The following is an 18,512-nucleotide window of genomic DNA, read 5'->3' on the forward strand; positions in this document are numbered from 1 at the left end:
CGGATCCACTCTCGTTTTACGAACCTGAAATGACATTTTCAAGCCGCGCGGGTTTGGAGGCTACAACCGCAATGCTGGACAGGCATTTACGCACCTATTGGAGCCATTTACAAACAAGGGATATATCCGTGCCTATTGGTACGGAATACATGTTGTCAGATATAGCTGTATCCAGTAAAACAGACGATGGTAACATTTTTGCCGATGTGGCTACACGGCTTACCCCTACAGATGGAATGTTTGACAATGATGTTAATATGATTTCTTTTTTTTGGGGCGAAACTTATAACGGGATCAAATACGCCAATACCATTACCAGTTTCATTGATAATGTACCTGGTCTGGACGAGTTGACCAAGCAGGAGTTTCTCGGGCGGGCCTATTTTCACAGGTCTTTCCGTTACCTGGCACTTTGCTTTCAGTTTAAGGATGTGCCGCTGGTTACCAAAATATTGACGGTGCCTAAACAAAACTATAAGACCACCAGCCGAGAAGCTATCCTGGAAATGATCACCTCCGACATGGAGAAAGCCGTAGAATGGGTGCCAGAGCAGTCAAAAATGGCGTATATCGGGATGATCAACAAAGGGGCCTGTCGCCAGCTGTTGATCAAATGTTACCTGGCCACCGGCCAGTGGGACAAGGCTATCGCCCAGGCAGATATATTAATTAACCAGTCGGGCTACACCCTGATGAATGCAACCTTCGGTACATTTGATAACCCCTCTCCGGTTGCCTGGCCTGTTACCCGTAATGTGATATGGGATTTGCATAGGCCTGTAAATAAAGCTATAGCAGCCAATAAAGAAGCCATTCTGGTGATGCCTAACCGCGAAGGTACAGATGCGACGATCAGGTATAAATCTATGCGCAACTGGGGACCTATGTGGAACCAGGCTGCATTGAAATCACCCAGTGGAAAAGTGCTGCTATCTGTTGCCAAGACAGATTCCAAATACAGGGCAGAATATGACATCAACGGCGCTGTAGGAAGAGGAATAGCTATGATCAGACCTACGCATTTTGCCCAGTTCGGCCTTTGGTCTGTTAACGGGTTAGACGATGCTACCGACCTGCGACACAGCAGTACGGTAGGAAACTGGGCACGCATGGAAATGCTGAAATATAATGACCCTACTGATGCCAATTACGGACAAAACCTCAGACTATATAATGGGACTACGCTTTTATGTACAGACACCATCCGCAGCTGGTTTAACTGGCCGCATTATAAAATATATATAGACGATCCAGTATTTCTGGCTACTCCAACCTCCAATAGAAATGATGGCGGAGCTGCCGACTGGTATTGCTATCGTTTGGCAGAAACTTATTTGCTAAGGGCGGAAGCGCAATTTTATAAGGGGAATGTTGGCGCCGCAACGGAAGATGTAAATGCGGTAAGAAGGAGAGCAAAGTGCAGCCAGCTTTATACGACTGTAAATATCGGTGATATCGTAAATGAACGTGCCCGCGAGTTGTACATGGAAGAATGGAGACACATGGAATTGAGCAGGATATCTTACAGCCTGGCTTTAAGCGGCAAAACAGATGAATGGGGCAATACCTATTCTATAAATACCCTGGCAGACAACAGCTACTGGTATCAGCGTATTCAGCATTATAATGATTATTACAATAAAAATAAGGTGACTGTAAGGAACAGAAAATACACCATAACGCCATATAACATCTACTGGCCTATTCCTCAAAATGCAATTAACTCCAATCTCTATGGCAAATTGCGACAGAACTCCGGATATAGCGGCTTTGATGTCAGCACGGAGATCTGGACCAGGTGGCAGGATGCTGTAGCCGATGAGGATACGAATTAACAATGGTGCTGTAATTACCAATCTCCTAATTAAATTTTAAAGATTCAAAAGACATACGATGTTTAAGAGACTATTTTTATTGATGCTTGCAGTGTTTACTGCACAATTGTCATTTGCCCAGCTTGATGGGCTCTCCGGATTTCCCAAAGGATCAACGCCCAAAGAAGTAGGAAAACGTTTGGCCTATCATTTTGTGAACAGCAGACATGACCTTTATGCCGGGAAGTATATCCATTATGCCGGAGTATGTACTTGGAATGGTGCCATAGACTATGCTTTGAAAACAAAGGACCAAAAGCTGATCAAACTTCTGCAGGATAAATTTGAGCCATTTTTTACTTATGAAAAAGCATTGCTGCCTCCTATGAACCATGTGGACTACAACATGTTTGGCAGTGTGGCACTAAAGCTCTATCAGATCACAAAGGACGAACGCTACCGGAAGATAGGCCTGGCCTATGCCGATTCGCAATGGGAAGTACCTCAGCATGCAAATGCCGAGGAAAAAGCCTGGGCAGAGAAAGGATATTCCTGGCAAACCCGGCTTTGGATCGATGACATGTACATGATCACTGTAGTACAAAATGAGGCCTATAAAGTAACAGGCGATCGCAAATATATCGATCGGGCAGCAAAAGAAATGGTGCTTTACCTGGATGAACTGCAACGCCCGAATGGTCTTTTCTACCATGCTCCGGATGTCCCCTATTATTGGGGAAGAGGAGATGGCTGGATGGCTGTGGGTATGCCCGACCTGTTGCGCCTGATGCCTAAAGACCACAAAGACCGTCCGCGGATTATGGAAGGATACCTGAAAATGATGAAGAGCCTGAAAGACTACCAAAGACCAGGTGGCATGTGGAACCAGCTCATTGACCAGCCTGATTTCTGGGCTGAAACATCAGGTACGGCGATGTTCAACTATGGGTTCATCGTGGGTGTAAAGGAAGGGTGGCTGGATGCCGCGACCTATACACCAGCAGTTAAAAAGGCCTGGTTAGCGATGGTTCCGTACATCGACTCGCGCAACAACGTAACAGAAGTGTGTATCGGTACAGGCAAAAAGAACGATAAGCAGCATTACCATGACCGTCCCCGCAATGCAGGAGACCTTCATGGCCAGGCACCTTATCTCTGGTGTGCGGCCGCGCTTTTAGGAAAATAATCGGATAGTTTTTATACCGCCTTTGGTGTCATCAGACGCTTCGCAGAGTCATGACACCAAAGGCTTAGCTTGACGACCTATCAACACAAGTAAAGACCTCATATAAAATTTCATTTTTTAAATAAATCGATATGAAAACGATATCCACGGTACTGTTTTTTTTATTTTTCCTGTTTTCAGCATGCTCAAATGTCCGGGGCGCAGATGAAGAGCAGAATAAAGAGGAAGTACCCCCTAAATCGGTATTTGAAGGCAAGAACCTGGCTACTTTTGGGAACAGTATAACAGCGGCAGAAAATAGCTGGGCTTATCAGCTTTCTGCAGCATTAAAATTCGGTAATTTATATAACGGCGCCGTAGGTGGCGCTATCTGGAGCAAGCGGGAAAGAACCACAGGAAGTGGTAAAAAAATAAGCACACAGAATTATAACGATGCTGATTTTGCTGGCATAAGCAACAGCAATGCAGCAAATCCGGATGACTTAGCATATCAAAAACGCATAAACAATTGTGCGATAGTGCACATACAGAAATATTTAGACCAGAAAGCAGTCCTTACCCCAGATTATATAATTCTTTCGTACGGAACGAACGACCTTAGCAGTGCAGCAGTATTGGGAGATGCTGAAGGAGCATTACAGGAAGGGAATCTGGATAATCTTGACCTGAATACCATAGCTGGGGCTGTGAAATGGTGTATTAAGGCACTTAAAACTAAGTTCCCTAATGCAAAATTATATCTCTCTCTTCCCTTACAAGCTGAAAGCGAGAATAGAAATAAGGACAATTTGAAAAAGATAGACACCATAAAGAAAATATGCGATGGAATGTCGGTGCCCTATTTTGATTGTTATGCAGAAAGTGGCATTACACAGGAGAATAGTAAACAATATTTACGTGACGGATTACATCCGAACGAGGACGGAAAAAAGATACATGGAGATTATATCATAAAGAAACTAAAAGAAGCAAATGACGAACATTGAGTACCTTATCTGTTCTTATCCACAGTAAAAGCATTACACTTTATAGTGGCAACAATGCCTCATTTGATTCTTAGTGTATTGATGGCTTTTACCCATTGCTCATGTCCGCATTTTTTGCACTGATACTGAAGGGCAGGCTGTAGCTGCTGTATGTTTCCGCAATAAGCGCAGGCATATTTTCCAGGCAGAACGATCTCTTTTATGCAATTGTCGAAAAGATCGGGCAATATGGGTAGGCCGTATTTAACTTCCTTATCCGGGTAGTAATAAACGCTGAGGTTACCGGAGGTTTCCAGTATGGCCGCCTCCACTTGCCCCAAATGAGAGATGCTCTGCTGGCGTAACTCTGAGAAAAATTCATCGTAGGCAAGGCCTTCTTTGCTGAAATCTTCTGTAGAGAATTCTCCCTGTTTGATCAAATAGGTACACGTACCTTCTACCAGATCATCAAATTTTTTGCTTTTGGCCATTAAATATGTGGTAAGGCGGTAGGCGGCAACGATGATGGCAAAAATAACAATGGGTACCATCAGGCCGATTTCTTTGTAGAACATGGGATCTCCTGCAGCCGAACCCAGACTGATAATGACAACCAGTTCGAATACCGACAATTGTTTGACGCCACGTTTGCCCAGCAGACGCAGACCGAGCAGGATGATGAAATACATGATTATGGTCCGCAGAGAAATTTCGGCCAGGAATTCCCAGTCTTCTTCTCCAACCAGGAACCTGGTCCAGTCAATTGATAACAGCATATACATCAGGTTTAATTGAATGGAGAACATCGGCGGAAGAGAAAAAGTTTTGTATTCGGCAATCGAAGCGGATGGAAAATCGGAAAGTGTTTATACGGGCTGGTTATTTTAATAAATTAATCAACATATAACGATATGAAATGTTAAATTAGTCAGAACGATAAACCAAATATAAAAACTAATAAAGTCATCCCTGACCATGAGTTTTGAACATGAACTGATAAAATACAAGCAAAAAATAGCCAACATCCTGGAGAGCTTCACAGATGCTTTTTTTGAGGTGGACCTTGATTGGAAAGTTACCTATTGGAACAAAGAATGTGAACGCCTTTTGGGTAAATCGAAGGCAGAAATTGTAGGAAAAAATCTCTGGGTAGAATTTAAAAGAGCTATCTCTTTAAAATTTTATACAGAATACCATAGGGCCATGCATGATAATGTAGCTGTAAGGTTTCAGGAATACTGGCCGCAAAAAAAGATGTGGGTTGAGGTAAGTGCATTTCCATCCGGCGAGGGATTGTCTGTATATTTTAAAGACATTACCGATTGGAAGCGGATCAACAAACAGCTGGCAAGAGAAAAAAAGAGGTACTATGACCTTTTTAATCATAGTCCGTTGCCGCAATGGGTATATGATTTTAAAACATTATCTATTTTACAGGTTAACGATGCAGCCATTAAACAATATGGCTATAGTAGAAAGGAATTCCTGAAAATGACATTGAAAGATATCCGCCCACCAGAAGATGTAAGTACATTAACACAAATTTTAGACAATAATATTTTAAAAGGTCGGTTCAACTCCTCTGTTGTACGTCACCGTAAAAAAAATGGCGAGATCATTTATGTTTCAGTTGATGGTAACTCCGTTTTCTTTGATAATAAAAACGCCCGCCTGGTGATGGCTGTAGATCAGACAGAACAGATTAAAGCTGAACTCGAACTGAGCAGGAGTGAGCAGCGGTTTAAGGCACTGGTACAGGATGGCTCAGACCTGATTGGGATATTAGACAGTCAGGGCAACTATAAGTATGTTAGCCCTACTACGAAACAGATACTCGGTGTTGAGGCCGCTCATTTTATTGGAAAAAATGCTTTTGATTTTATCCATCCAGAGGATAGATTTGCTGCATTGTTACAATTTGATAGGTTGGTAAATGAAAAGCAGGTTAAACTGGCCCCTTTCCGCTTCGCCGATGGTAGAGGAACTTACCGGTGGATTGAAACAGTAGTAACTAATCTGCATGATGACCCGGCTATCGAAGGAATAGTATCGAATTCCAGAGATATTACCGGCCGTGTGGAAAGTGAACTGAATACGGAGGAGCTCTTGAACCGGTATAATATCGTTTCTAAGGCTACAAGTGATGCCATATGGGATTGGGATATGGAATCAGGAAAAATACATTGGAATCAGGCAATAAAGGGTGTTTATGGATATCGAAATACTTGTTTCGATACCAATTGGTGGGCGCAGCAGATTCATCCAGATGATTTTCCGAAAGTAGAGGAGCAATTCAATCAATTGATCAGGAGCAAAAAATCAAGACTCCAGCTGGAATACCGCTTTCGATGTGCCGACGGAACTTATAAATGTGTATTGGACAGATCTTTTGTGCTGTTTGATCGGGAGGGTAAACCGACCAGAATGATTGGGTCTATGGAAGACATTACTGAAAGGATTGCTCATATTAAAGCAATCGAAGATCAAAATGCCCGGTTACATGAAATCGCATGGGCCCAGGCACATGATGTGCGTGCACCTCTGGCTAAAATAATCGGACTGGTAAACTTGCTTGAGAGTAATACCAGCGCGGACGCTTTGGCCAACATCATCAGCCATTTGAAGCGTTCTACCAACGATCTGGACAAGGTGATTAAGAGAATGATCAATAAACCTGATTAATTTGATTTTGCCAGGATAGCTATGTCATTCTTTATCAAATTGTTTTTAAGATGTGGTGCTGATCAGATAAATCATGCAGCTTGAAACTATTGTGGTAAACCAGTGTCTTATGGTTATGAAAAAGCTGATGGTATTACTTATGCTATTTGTTGTTTGTAAGCAGGTTAGGGCTCAGTTGCCCGGCACAAACCCATTGAAAACAAAATTGGATACTGTTGTTGATAAAGCCGCCAAAGCATATATGGCCAAAAGTGGGAGAGTAGGGCTTTCTATTGGTGTACTAGCTGGCGGAGGCATGCATCGTTACCATTATGGCAAAACTGTGCCGGGTGGGGCAAATTTGCCGGATAACCATTCCATTTATGAGATGGGTTCCATTACCAAAACATTTACAGGCTTGCTGGTGGCCAGGGCTATAGTTGAAGGTAAAATGGAACTCAATGCCGATATTCGTAAGTATCTTGGTGGTAATTTCCTTAACCTGCAATACCCCGGAGGCGAGCCGGTTAAACTTGGCTATATACTGGCACATACAGCACAGTTACCCAATAGTTTTCCGGCTGGTGATGAAACAGGTTTTCTACAACAGTTGCAGGCTGTAAAACTGGATTCGCTTAAATCTTCAAAATATGCCTACTCTAATGTGGGCTATAAATTGCTGGGATACGCCCTGGAACAAGTGTATCAAATGCCTTACCAGGAGTTACTGGTCAGGCATATTACCCATATGCTGGGTATGAAAGATACCCGGGTAGCTTATGCCCAAAAAGAAAGCCCTAAGTTATTGAAGGGCTTTGATAAAGATGGAAAAGAAGCGGCTGCCATACCAGCAGAAATGCCTGGAGCCGGGGCTATACATTCCAGCCTGGATGATATGCTTAAATATGTGGCTTACCAGCTTTCCGAGAACGATACAGCGGTAAAGCTAAGCCACAGGATTATATACGGGAATGTGGACCAGGAAGCCAGGGGATTTCAATGGGAGATAGGTAAAACCAGAAACTGGGATTATTATTTCCGTGCCGACGGGGGCACTGAAGGTTTCAGGACTTTTTGCGCATTGTACCCTAATGAGCGCATTGGCATCGTATTGCTCAGCAATCAGACAGATGATTCCGCCGGGGGTGGATTGTACAAGATTATTTTAGCCATTATAAATGAGTTGAAGAATAAATAAATCTACTTCACTTTGTGTAAAGATCTACAATAAACTTCTTCTCTTCCTCAAATCCCGGAATCCTGGTACTATCTTTTTCACCACTGAGAAATGGCTGCATGATTTTATCATAGCATAAAATTTGCAGATGCTTAAATTTACACTATACTTGCTCTTCAGATAACTAACATTAAGTTATCACCCAAGGGTACAACCGATGGAAAACAAGCAACTTAAGAATGAAGAAGAACTATTGGCCAGGATTGCCACGGGCAATCAGCGTGCTTTTACGGAAATCTTTGATTTTTATCAGCGGTATGTATATGACTATGGTCGAAAGCTGACTAAATCCGAAGATCAGGCCAGTGAAATCGTACAAGATGTATTCTTAAAAATATGGCTTAACAGAGAAAAACTCAATGAAGTGAAAAATTTCGGGGCATATCTAAACCGGGTAGTAAGAAACCATTCCATAAATGTGATACGCAAATTGGCACAAGATGCCAGATCGGCAACACAGCTTAAAATTAATACTCAGGAATCTGACAATTCTACAGATAAAATATTAGATTACAATGAAAGCAATAGGATCCTAACCCAGGCTATCGAAAACTTAAGCCCCCAGCAGCGGACAGCATACACCCTTTGTCATATAGAGGGATTGAAATATGAAGATGTCGCAAAAAAGATGAACGTTTCAAGCCGTACCGTACAGGCACATATGCATCAAGCCTTAAAACACATACGTGCGCACTTCAACAAACACGCACTTACCTATCCGGCATTATTTGCCGTACTATTCAAATAAATATCTCTGTAAATCAGCTTATTAAATATTTATCATTTATTTTTTGATAAACCACTAAGCATTTTTTTCGCGTCAGGTGTCAATGTAGTTAAAAGGTATAAAACTGCCTAAACCAAATAAACGATGCAAAATTCAAACGCGAGGCTTCAAGTCTTGCTACAGAACTATTTCAATAACCTGAATACCGAAACGGAAAATGAAGAGTTATGGTCGCATATCATTGCGTCTCACAACGATCAGGAATTGATGCAGCTTTTTCCCGACGCATTTAGTAACGAAATGGCCGTTCCCGAAGATGCATTGGATGCTACAAAAAAACAGACTATTTTAAACTACATCCACAATTACCAGTTATTACAAGCAAGCCATCACCCAAAAAAGGCGAGGTTGCTACCAAAATTGGTGGCCATAGCAGCAGCTGTAGCGCTGATTATCTCAGGCATTTGGTTTTATACCGGTAACCCAGTCGTAAATCGTAACTCAGAAACCGCGAATCAAAACGATATTAAACCCGGCAAAAACACAGCCACAATCACCTTACCTGATGGCAGCAGAATGCAGTTGAGCGAATCCAAGACTGGTGTTGTAATTGATGCAAATCAGATCAAATATATTGATGGTACACCATTCGAAACTGGAAGAGATGATGAGCAAACAGGCACCCAGCTCAGCGGATTGACGACCATAAGCACACCACGTGGCGGAACCTACCAGGTGGCGCTTCCAGATGGGACAAAGGTCTTTTTGAATGCGGATAGTAAATTAGAATTTGCTAACCAGACCTTCAATAAGGACCGTAGGGTCAAGCTGACCGGCGAGGCATATTTCATCGTGGTGCATCAATCGAAAAGACCATTTAGGGTAGAGAGTGCCGGACAGACTGTCGAAGATATTGGTACAGAATTCAACATCAATGCTTATCCAGATGAAAAAATTACGAAGACAACCCTGGTAGAAGGTAGTGCAAGTGTTAACAATGTCGTCCTCAAGCCCAACCAGCAATCTACACTCCGGGGGAAAACTTTGAAAGTAGAGGAGGTTGACGCAGAGCTCGCTATGGCCTGGAAAAACAATCAAATTATTTTTGAAAAGGAAGACATTCGTTACATCATGCGGATGATCTCCCGATGGTATAATGTTGAAATAGCTTACCATGGCGAATTGCCTTCAACCACATTCAGTGGTGGGGTATCCCGTTTTGCGAATGTATCTGAAGTGCTGCGGCCTATAGAATCAACTGGTGAAGTAAAATTTAAAATAGATGGAAGAAAAATTATAGTTAGTAAATAGTATGGGCATAAAAAAAACCAAATCCCTGTTACAGCAGGGAGATGGTTGATGTTTGGCCCTTATTTTTTTGATAAGTAAACCCGCAGTGGCCTGAAGATTGGAAACCAAGGCTCCTGCATAACCAAACGTAGACGAATGTATAAAAAAATTACCACAAACCGGGGTACAATACACTGTTGTGCCCGTAAATTTTGGCTTATTATGCGATTAACCACCGTATTATTAGTAGCTGCCCTGATGCAAGCAAGCGCTGCCAGTATTGCACAGAAAATAACATTGAACAAGGAGCATGCAGATCTGAGGTCTGTGTTCAAATCCTTACGTGCGCAAAGTGGTTATAACTTTGTGTATGCTGACCACGTGCTTGAATTAGCTAATCCTGTAAATATTTCTGTCAAAGCTGCGGACTTTGAGGATGTTCTGAAAAGTATTTTCTCCAATCAACCCCTGACGTATAAAATTGACAACAATGCTGTGATTGTACAAGCGCGTCCATACACCTATCCGCAACTGATTAAAAATAGGATCAAGATAACTGGTTTAATTACGGACGAAAAAGGCGATCCTTTGCCCGGAGCTGGCGTTAAACTGAAAGGCACTGAAAAAGCTGTAGTAGCGGATCAAAATGGTCGTTACGCTATTGAAGTTGGAGAAGGTGCGGTCTTGATTTTTACCTATTTGGGTTATGAAACTGCCCAAATTGTTGTAGGTGCCAGAACGAATATTGATGTAAAGTTAAAATCTTCTTCAAATGCTCTGGAAGAAACTGTAGTTATTGGATATTCCACGATTTCAAAAAAGGATTTGACGGGAGCGGTGACCACTCTTGATGCTGCAAAGAGTTTGAAAGATATACCTGCCAATTCTGCTGCAGAAGCTTTGACTGGTAGGTTAGCCGGAGTGCAAATAACAGGTTCTGAAGGATCGCTTGAAGCTGAGCACAGAATTGTAATAAGAGGAGGGACTTCAATTACTCAAGATAACTCACCTTTATATATTATTGATGGAATACAGGTAGAAGATGGCCTGACATCTGTTTCACCGCAGGATATAGAGCGAATAGATGTTTTAAAAGATGCGTCAGCTACTTCTATTTATGGTTCAAGAGGAGCTAATGGTGTTGTTTTAGTTACAACTAAGGGCGGTAAATCTGGAACAGCGGTGATTAGTTATAATGGCTTGTATGGTACCAGCACTCTACCAAAAACTCTTCCTGTAATGAGCCCATACGAGTTTGTTACCTATCAATATGATAGATTAAGAACAGTGACAGAGAGGCAAGGCTTTGCACGTAATTACAATACAGATGGTGCAGTTACTCTTACAGCCGATTGGGCAGATTTGGAGAGGTATCGTGACATGACTCCCGTGGATTGGCAACAGGAAGTAATGGGTAGAACGGGCCAGCTTCAAACTCATAATATAAGTGTTAGTGGAGGTACAACTGCTACTAAATACAATTTCAGTTTTACTAATACTAATCAGAGCGGTATTTTATTAAATACTGATATGAAGCGTAACTTGTTAAATGCTAAACTTGACCAAACTGTTAACGATAAGTTAAGCCTAACATTCACTCTTCGTTATACCGACACTAAAAATAGTGGAGCCAGTACTTCAGACGCTGGAAATGCTCAGGTAAATGGAATGAGAAATATTGTAAAATACAAACCATTTCTTAACGATGGTGTAGATGTTGATGACTTTGAAGAGGATTATTTTGACCTTACAAATACGGGAAACGGCTTGGGCCTTCTTAATCCTGTTGTCCGTCAGAATGGAATATATAGAAAAGTCAATTCAGCAGTTACCAATATTGGTGGAAGCATAAATTATAAATTTAATCAGGCATGGTCAATCAGGTCTATGGGGGGGATGAATATTGTGAATAAAGAAACTCGGGGTTTTAGGGAAGCTTTTAGGAAAATTGATTTTCCAAGCACATCATTTGCTAACAATAATGATAGAACCTTTAACCAATCTAACGTTTTAACATATACAAATTCTAAGTCTCCATCAAAATTTGCCAGGAAGCACCGAATTACAACCCTTTTGGGTCAAGAGGTATTTATTAGCCAGGGCGAAGATTTGAATAACTCATTATCGGATTATCCAAGAGGAATAACTCCGGAAGAAGCGCTTACTCAACTTACACAAGGTACAATAAGGGTTGGTTTTCCAAATAGGGAGTATAATAGAAATACTTTATTGTCATTTTTTGGCCGTGCAAATTATACGTTCGATAATAAGTATTTGGCAGCATTTACATTACGGGCCGATGGATCATCTAAGTTTGCTAAAGGTAAACGGTGGGGGTATTTTCCTTCCGCTTCATTCGCATGGCGTATTTCTGATGAGAATTTTATGGAGAACGTTAATTTAGTTAACGATGTTAAATTACGTTTAAGTTATGGTGTTAGTGGTAATAACCGTATACAGGATTATTCTTATATACCAAATTATGCTGCAAGCGATTTGTATCCACTTTCTTCTGCCCCAAATAATGGTCTAAATTCTTTTGGGTATCAAATGCAATATTTGCCTAATCCAGATTTAAAATGGGAAACAACCATTCAAAGTAATATCGGGTTAGATTTTTCATTTTTGAAGAAAAAAGTTCAGGCTAGTGTAGATTTATACAGCAACCGGAGTCGTGATGTATTAACTAACTCGGATATTACTCCAACAACTGGATATATAGTTCAGTTGCAAAACACTGCAGATACTTGGAACAGGGGATTGGAAGTGCAATTGTCAGGAACTGTACTTAAAAGAAAAAACTTTAGCTGGAATACTGATTTTAATATTTCTTTTAATAAGAATACTGTTGAAAAGTTGACTCAAGGACAAACTAGTCAAGAGTTCAGCTCAGGATGGGTAATAAATGGTCAAAATGATTTTCTGGTACAAGTTGGCGAATCTGTTGGTAATATATACGGATATGTAGTTGATGGATTTCATGGTGTGGATGATTTCGATTATAACACTACTACAAGGAGGTATACTTTAAAAGCAGGCTTGCCTGATCCAACATTTTTTACCTACCCAGCGCCGGGTACAATAAAAATTAAGGATCTTTCTGGAAATGGAGTAATTGGCTCGGAAGATAGACAGATCATTGGTAATGCAATTCCTTTATTTTTTGGGGGAATTAACCAACAATTTACATACAAGAATTTTGATGCAAGTTTATTTATGAACTTTTCAGTTGGTAATGACATTCTTAATGCGAATAAGCTTGAATTCTCAAATGGTTATCTTCATCACAATAACTTACTTCAGGTAATGGAAGGCCGTTGGAGAAATGTCGATCAAAATGGTAATTCTATATTGGAATCTGCAGGTTCTGCAGCAAATACCGTTATTACAGGTGCAGCACCAGATGTACTTCGTGAAGTTAATAAGGATGCAAATATCTGGTTTCCTATACGAAGCAACCCTGGTTATTACACAACGGATTGGGCGGTTGAAGATGGCACATTCCTACGCTTGAATAATATTACCCTTGGTTACACATTTAAGTCAGCCTTGCTTACCAGAATCAAAGTAAAACGTGCAAGGATTTATGCTACTGGAAGTAATTTAGGAGTATGGACCAATTATAGCGGCTATGACCCCGAAGTAAATACCAGAAGAAGAAACGGCTTAACACCAGGTGTGGATTATGCAGCTTATCCTCGTAGCAGAAACTTTACTTTTGGATTAAATCTTTCATTATAAATAAAAACAAGTATAAAATGAAACTAACATATATTAATAAATATTTGCTCCTTGCAACACTATGTGTATTTGGCATGAGCTCATGTAAGAAATTTTTAGATGAAAAGCCATTGGCTACCTCTTCTGAAGATGTGGTGTTTTTAAATCCAAATAGCGCAAAAATGGCGGTACTTGGTGTCTACAATCAATTGGCCGGTGATTTTGCTTATGGATGGAGGCTGAGTATGCAGTATCCGTATGATACGGATGAAGCTATAGGATACAGTTTAACTAATGATGTTCAGAGGGAGCTAAATAGCTATGGGGTTACATCAGGTAATTTGTTGCTTATTGAAACATTTAATCAGCTATACAGTGGCGTAGAGAGAGCGAATATATGTATTTATAATATACCAAAAATGCCAGCTTATACCAACGGTTCTGAGGCAGATATAGCCGAATTAAAACGTTTGCATGGTGAAGCACTTACTTTACGGGCTCAGTTTTACTTTGATTTGGTAAAATTGTGGGGTGATGTACCGGCACAATGGCTCCCTTCTAGTTTGTTATCAAAGGATCAATATATTATTCCTAAAACTGACCGGGACGTAATTTATGAGAAATTACTTGAGGATTTAAAAGTTGCATCAGAACTTGTGCCCTGGCGTGGTGAGAGTGCAGTTGCTCCTGATGAACGTATAACTAAAGGCGCTGTCAAGGCCCTGCGTGCCAGGATCGCTTTGTTTAGAGGGGGTTACTCTTTACGTAAAAACAGAGTAATGGAGCGTGGATCTGATTATCTTACTTATTATGCAATTGCAAGAGATGAATGTAATGACATTATACTAAGTGGGAAACATGACTTAAATGCAAGCTTTGAAAATGTTTGGCGTGATGGTTTATTATCTAATCATGTTGAGCCTAATGGGGAAGTGTTATTTGAAGTTGCCCATGGTGGAGAAAATCCTGATTCTGACAGTAGGCTTGGGGTTTCGAATAGTATTCAGATTATTGACCCTAATTCGGGAAGTAGTAGAAATGATATTACTCCGACCACCTTTTATGCTTTTCATCCTCTTGATAAACGTCGGGATGTTTCTTGCGCACCTATTGAGATTAGGTCACTTAATTATAACGGTTTATCATTAATACGTATAGATGAAGGAAAGTGGAGAAGAGATTGGGTTACTCCAACTATTGCTATTACTGATCCCCAGGGATATTATGGTATGAACTTTCCACTTATAAGATTCTCTGATGTGCTTTTAATGTACGCTGAAGCTGTGAATGAAATTTCCGGCCCTAATGGTGAAGGTGGTGCAGCAATTACTGCTGTAAACAGGGTTAGAAGAAGAAGCTGGACTACGGGTGGTGTTCAAAGAATAACTGTTACGAATCCTGGAATTAATTATACTTCTGCTCCAACTGTAGCTATTACAGGTGGTGGCGGTACAGGAGCGACTGCTGTAGCTATTGTAGCTGCTGGAAGTGTAACCGAAATACGAATCACAAGTGCTGGAGCTAATTATACATCAAATCCTACAGTTACTTTTACAGGCGGTGGTGGTACAACAGCAGCAGCTACTGCTGCTATTTCTACGGCAACCAGTGGCGACTTAACTGTAGCTGAAACAGCTCCTGGTGCATTCCTTACGGCAATTCAAAATGAGCGGCTTTTGGAATTTACCAGTGAAGCTATTCGTAAATATGATTTAATTCGTTGGAATTTATTAGGAACAAAAATAGCCGAGACAAAAGCAAATTTGGCTAAAATTATAGCAGGGACTTTCCCTTATAATGCACATACTCCAGCAATTCCTAACGTTATGTATTTTCGCAAAAATTCCAAGACAGGCATAGTTTGGGGTAATTCTTTTTATGCCCCCACCGCATTAGCTGCCTCTTTTCCAACCGCTACCTGGACTGGTGTAAACTGGCGAACTTCTTTGACAACAACGTCGTCCCTCATGACTCAATTTGCAGATGGTTTTACTCCTGGTAAAAGTGAATTGTTACCAATACCAATCCATGCCATTGAAGATTCTAATTATATAATTACACAGGATTATGGTTATTTTTAGCTAAAGCTCGCATTATAGCAGAGCTAAGTATTAGGATAATGTCATGAACTTTAAGTTTATGACATTATCCTAAATCTTCTTCCTGAAAAAAGAATCCAGATTGTTATCGAACGACATATGTTCGTCTTATGTTTATGAAACCATCATGAGCAAACAATCACAAACAGCAACGAATATTGCTCATGATAGCTTCATCACCATTAAAAAAGAAATGATATACTGATGAAAAACATGCTGCTTTATATTTGAAAACTCCGTTAAGTTTCACAGATGAAGAAGCGGTCAGGCAACTTAACATTACGGTAACCAACTGATTTATAAAACCAACTTAGCTTATATAGTATGACGAAGAAAACCATTATTATAGTGATGTATTGTGTATTCCTTTCAATGGGTTTACACGCCCAACCTAAAGTAGATGTTCAAAAAGAAATGGAATTTGCCAAAGCACAATATGAATTGATGCTGAAAGCGAATACAGACCTCACCAGATTCCCTCAATCTGTAAACAAAGAGGGTATCCTGGATACCCGAACATCAGATTGGTGGTGTAGTGGTTTCTTCGGCGGATCCTTGTGGTATATCTATGAATATACTAAGGACGATAAATGGAAAGTAGCTGCGGATAAATGGACCATGGCGGTAGAAAAAGAAAAGTACAATAAGACCACCCACGATTTAGGATTTATGCTGTATTGTCCTTTCGGAAATGGTTATCGTTTAACCAAAAATGAGAAATATAAGGACATTATGCTTGTTGGAGCAGAATCGCTGGCTACGCGTTTCAATCCTAAAATTGGGTTGATCAAGTCCTGGGAGGAGTTTAAGGGATTTGACTATCCTGTGATTATAGACAATATGATGAACCTCGAGTTCTTATTATGGGCAGCGAAAGCATCAGGGAACAGCAAATTTTATGAGTTAAGTATTACACATGCTGACAATACCCTTAAAAACCATTTCAGAAAAGATTATAGCAGCTATCATGTAGTTTGTTATGATACTACAGGAAAAGTACTTACCAGAAAAACCAATCAGGGAGCTGCGGATGAGTCTGCATGGGCCAGAGGGCAGGCATGGGCTGTTTACGGTTATACCATGATGTATAGAGAAACCGGAAATAAGAAATATCTTAACCAGGCTATAAATATTGCAAAGTTTATTGCCAATCATCCGAACCTTCCATCAGATAAAATTCCATATTGGGATTTTAATGCTCCTAATATACCGGATGAAGAAAGAGACGCATCAGCGGCGGCTATTACTGCTTCTGCTTTATTGGAATTGTATAGCTATACGAATGACAAGGCACACTATAGATTGGCAGAGGAAATGTTGGTAAGCCTTTCTAGCAAGGCATATACTGCAAATCTGGGCGAAAACAACAATTTCCTGCTCAAACATTCAGTAGGTTCAAAACCCTACAAATCAGAGGTAAATACGCCAATTATTTACGCAGATTACTATTACCTGGAGGCACTATTAAGGTATAGCCGGATTAAACTATAATTAGCGCAGGCTTTTCAATAAAAATAAGAATTTAATATGACACACATTTCTAGAAAGGATTTCCTTAAACATACCCTCCTGTTCGCAGGATATTTAGCCGCTGTTCCGGCATTGGCACAGACTGGCAAGACCAAAAAAAGCTTACTCTTACGTTCTTCCTGGCAAGTCGAGAATATTGGAGATATCGGTCATACACCAGGAGTTTTGGCCTTGATTGAAAAATACTTGCCGCATGTTGAAGTTCGCCTTTGGCCAGATTCTGTTAAATCAGGCGTCGAAGAAATGCTTATGGCCAGGTTTCCTAAATTGAAGATCTTAAAATCAGAGGAAGACAAACAAAAAGCCATATTGGACTGCGATTTTTTTCTTCACGGATCGGGACCTTCATTGGTAGGCAGAAATGAGATGCTCCGGTGGAAAAAAGAAACAGGTAAACCATACGGAATATACGGAATTACTTTCCCTGGCAATTATGGCTTTCAAGCACAAGATGAAAATTACAATCCCTTGGATGTTGAACTGTTCAATAGTGCTGCTTTTACCTGGTTCAGGGATTCTGTATCTGTTCAGTTCGCAAAAAAAATAGGCGTAAAGTGTCCCATTATGGGGTTTTGTCCGGACGGCGCCTTTGCGGTAGATGTAAGAAATGATAAAGCCGCTGATTTATTTCTGAAGGAACATGCACTGGAAACAGGAAAATTTGTTTGCGTAATTCCCCAGCTTAGGTTTTCCCCATGGTGGGAGATCCCATCAAAGCAATTGCCGGTAAACGAAAAGAAACATGCATGGAATGAAAAGATGAAGGAACATGATAACCTACCAATTCGAAATGCGATCATTGAAGTGCTGAGACAAACGGATCTTAAAGTGTTAATTGTTCCGGAAAATGAAACACAGATTCGTATAGGCAAGGAAATGCTGTATGATCCCCTGCCGGAGGACGTTAAACCCCGGGTGATCTGGCGTGACAAATACTGGCTTACAGATGAAGCAGTGAGTACGTACGCCCGTTCAGCGGGATTGTTTGGACTCGAAATGCATTCCCCTATTATGTGCATAGCTCTGGGCGTACCGGCTATCGTTTGTCGCTTTACAGAGCAAACCTCTAAAGGATTTATGTGGCAGGACATTGGGTTAAAAGAGTGGCTGTTCGATATGGATACCAAAACTGATGTCGATAGGATTGTCCCTGCTGTACTTGAAATGGTGAAAAATCCTACAGCCTCAAAAGAAAAAGTAAAGAAAGCCCAGAAACTGGTAGCTCAATACCAAAGGGATACCATGAGAATTTTAGGAGAATCTTTAAAGGGTTAACCGTAACA

Annotated in this window: 12 protein-coding genes; 11 read left to right on the forward strand and 1 reads right to left on the reverse strand. The window is 40.7% G+C overall.

The annotated features are described in order from the left end of the window. Positions 1-29: 29 nt before the first annotated feature. The 3 genes from R2Q85_RS13375 to R2Q85_RS13385 all read left to right on the forward strand — a co-directional run bounded on the left by R2Q85_RS13375 (position 30) and on the right by R2Q85_RS13385 (position 3,986). Positions 30-1,835 (forward strand): RagB/SusD family nutrient uptake outer membrane protein, encoded by a 1,806-nt coding sequence (locus R2Q85_RS13375; protein ID WP_316812297.1) that lies wholly within the window; start codon positions 30-32, stop codon positions 1,833-1,835. A 58-nt stretch (positions 1,836-1,893) separates the two neighbouring features. Next, entirely contained in the window at positions 1,894-3,000 is a 1,107-nt protein-coding gene (locus tag R2Q85_RS13380; RefSeq protein WP_316812298.1) for a glycoside hydrolase family 105 protein, read from the forward strand. Between the two features lie 131 nt (positions 3,001-3,131). Further along, positions 3,132-3,986: an SGNH/GDSL hydrolase family protein gene (locus R2Q85_RS13385; RefSeq protein ID WP_316812299.1), complete on the forward strand. Its 855-nt coding sequence runs from the start codon at positions 3,132-3,134 to the stop codon at positions 3,984-3,986. 59 nt (positions 3,987-4,045) lie between these two features. Here R2Q85_RS13385 and R2Q85_RS13390 read toward each other — a convergent pair whose 3' ends face one another. Continuing rightward, positions 4,046-4,741, reverse strand: coding sequence for a DUF421 domain-containing protein (locus R2Q85_RS13390; RefSeq protein ID WP_316812300.1), 696 nt, complete (start codon positions 4,739-4,741; stop codon positions 4,046-4,048). Between the two features lie 199 nt (positions 4,742-4,940). Here R2Q85_RS13390 and R2Q85_RS13395 point away from each other — a divergent pair, with 199 nt between their 5' ends. From R2Q85_RS13395 to R2Q85_RS13430, 8 genes are all read left to right on the forward strand, one after another. Continuing rightward, a complete protein-coding gene (locus tag R2Q85_RS13395) occupies positions 4,941-6,647 on the forward strand; it encodes a PAS domain S-box protein (protein ID WP_316812301.1) in 1,707 nt (568 codons plus the stop codon). A gap of 193 nt (positions 6,648-6,840) precedes the next feature. Further along, positions 6,841-7,824, forward strand: a complete 984-nt coding sequence (locus R2Q85_RS13400; protein WP_316812302.1) for a serine hydrolase domain-containing protein — start codon at positions 6,841-6,843, stop codon at positions 7,822-7,824. A 196-nt stretch (positions 7,825-8,020) separates the two neighbouring features. Continuing rightward, a complete protein-coding gene (locus R2Q85_RS13405; protein ID WP_316812303.1) occupies positions 8,021-8,611 on the forward strand; it encodes an RNA polymerase sigma-70 factor in 591 nt (196 codons plus the stop codon). Between the two features lie 123 nt (positions 8,612-8,734). Continuing rightward, the gene (locus R2Q85_RS13410; RefSeq protein WP_316812304.1) at positions 8,735-9,901 is read left to right on the forward strand and encodes a FecR family protein; all 1,167 of its coding nucleotides are present in this window, start codon (positions 8,735-8,737) and stop codon (positions 9,899-9,901) included. A gap of 201 nt (positions 9,902-10,102) precedes the next feature. Further along, on the forward strand, positions 10,103-13,621 hold the full coding sequence (locus R2Q85_RS13415; protein WP_316812305.1) for a TonB-dependent receptor: 3,519 nt from the start codon (positions 10,103-10,105) through the stop codon (positions 13,619-13,621). A 17-nt stretch (positions 13,622-13,638) separates the two neighbouring features. Further along, positions 13,639-15,681 (forward strand): RagB/SusD family nutrient uptake outer membrane protein, encoded by a 2,043-nt coding sequence (locus R2Q85_RS13420; protein WP_316812306.1) that lies wholly within the window; start codon positions 13,639-13,641, stop codon positions 15,679-15,681. A 342-nt stretch (positions 15,682-16,023) separates the two neighbouring features. Beyond that, positions 16,024-17,190, forward strand: a complete 1,167-nt coding sequence (locus tag R2Q85_RS13425) for a glycoside hydrolase family 88 protein (protein ID WP_316812307.1) — start codon at positions 16,024-16,026, stop codon at positions 17,188-17,190. Positions 17,191-17,226: 36 nt separating this feature from the next. Further along, complete coding sequence (locus R2Q85_RS13430; RefSeq protein WP_316812308.1) at positions 17,227-18,504, forward strand: polysaccharide pyruvyl transferase family protein; 1,278 nt, start codon at positions 17,227-17,229, stop codon at positions 18,502-18,504. Positions 18,505-18,512: the final 8 nt, after the last annotated feature.

Source organism: Pedobacter heparinus (genome assembly GCF_032678725.1).
Classification (GTDB): Bacteria; Bacteroidota; Bacteroidia; order Sphingobacteriales; family Sphingobacteriaceae; genus Pedobacter; species Pedobacter heparinus_A.

Excerpts from the sequence above, each read along its gene's own strand:
- R2Q85_RS13395 (WP_316812301.1), top strand. The coding sequence starts at position 4,941 with ATGAGTTTTGAACATGAACTGATAAAATACAAGCAAAAAATAGCCAAC.
- R2Q85_RS13385 (WP_316812299.1), top strand. The coding sequence starts at position 3,132 with ATGAAAACGATATCCACGGTACTGTTTTTTTTATTTTTCCTGTTTTCA.
- R2Q85_RS13420 (WP_316812306.1), top strand. The coding sequence starts at position 13,639 with ATGAAACTAACATATATTAATAAATATTTGCTCCTTGCAACACTATGT.
- R2Q85_RS13410 (WP_316812304.1), top strand. The coding sequence starts at position 8,735 with ATGCAAAATTCAAACGCGAGGCTTCAAGTCTTGCTACAGAACTATTTC.
- R2Q85_RS13415 (WP_316812305.1), top strand. The coding sequence starts at position 10,103 with ATGCGATTAACCACCGTATTATTAGTAGCTGCCCTGATGCAAGCAAGC.
- R2Q85_RS13380 (WP_316812298.1), top strand. The coding sequence starts at position 1,894 with ATGTTTAAGAGACTATTTTTATTGATGCTTGCAGTGTTTACTGCACAA.
- R2Q85_RS13425 (WP_316812307.1), top strand. The coding sequence starts at position 16,024 with ATGACGAAGAAAACCATTATTATAGTGATGTATTGTGTATTCCTTTCA.
- R2Q85_RS13390 (WP_316812300.1), bottom strand. The coding sequence starts at position 4,741 with ATGCTGTTATCAATTGACTGGACCAGGTTCCTGGTTGGAGAAGAAGAC.
- R2Q85_RS13405 (WP_316812303.1), top strand. The coding sequence starts at position 8,021 with ATGGAAAACAAGCAACTTAAGAATGAAGAAGAACTATTGGCCAGGATT.
- R2Q85_RS13430 (WP_316812308.1), top strand. The coding sequence starts at position 17,227 with ATGACACACATTTCTAGAAAGGATTTCCTTAAACATACCCTCCTGTTC.
- R2Q85_RS13375 (WP_316812297.1), top strand. The coding sequence starts at position 30 with ATGACATTTTCAAGCCGCGCGGGTTTGGAGGCTACAACCGCAATGCTG.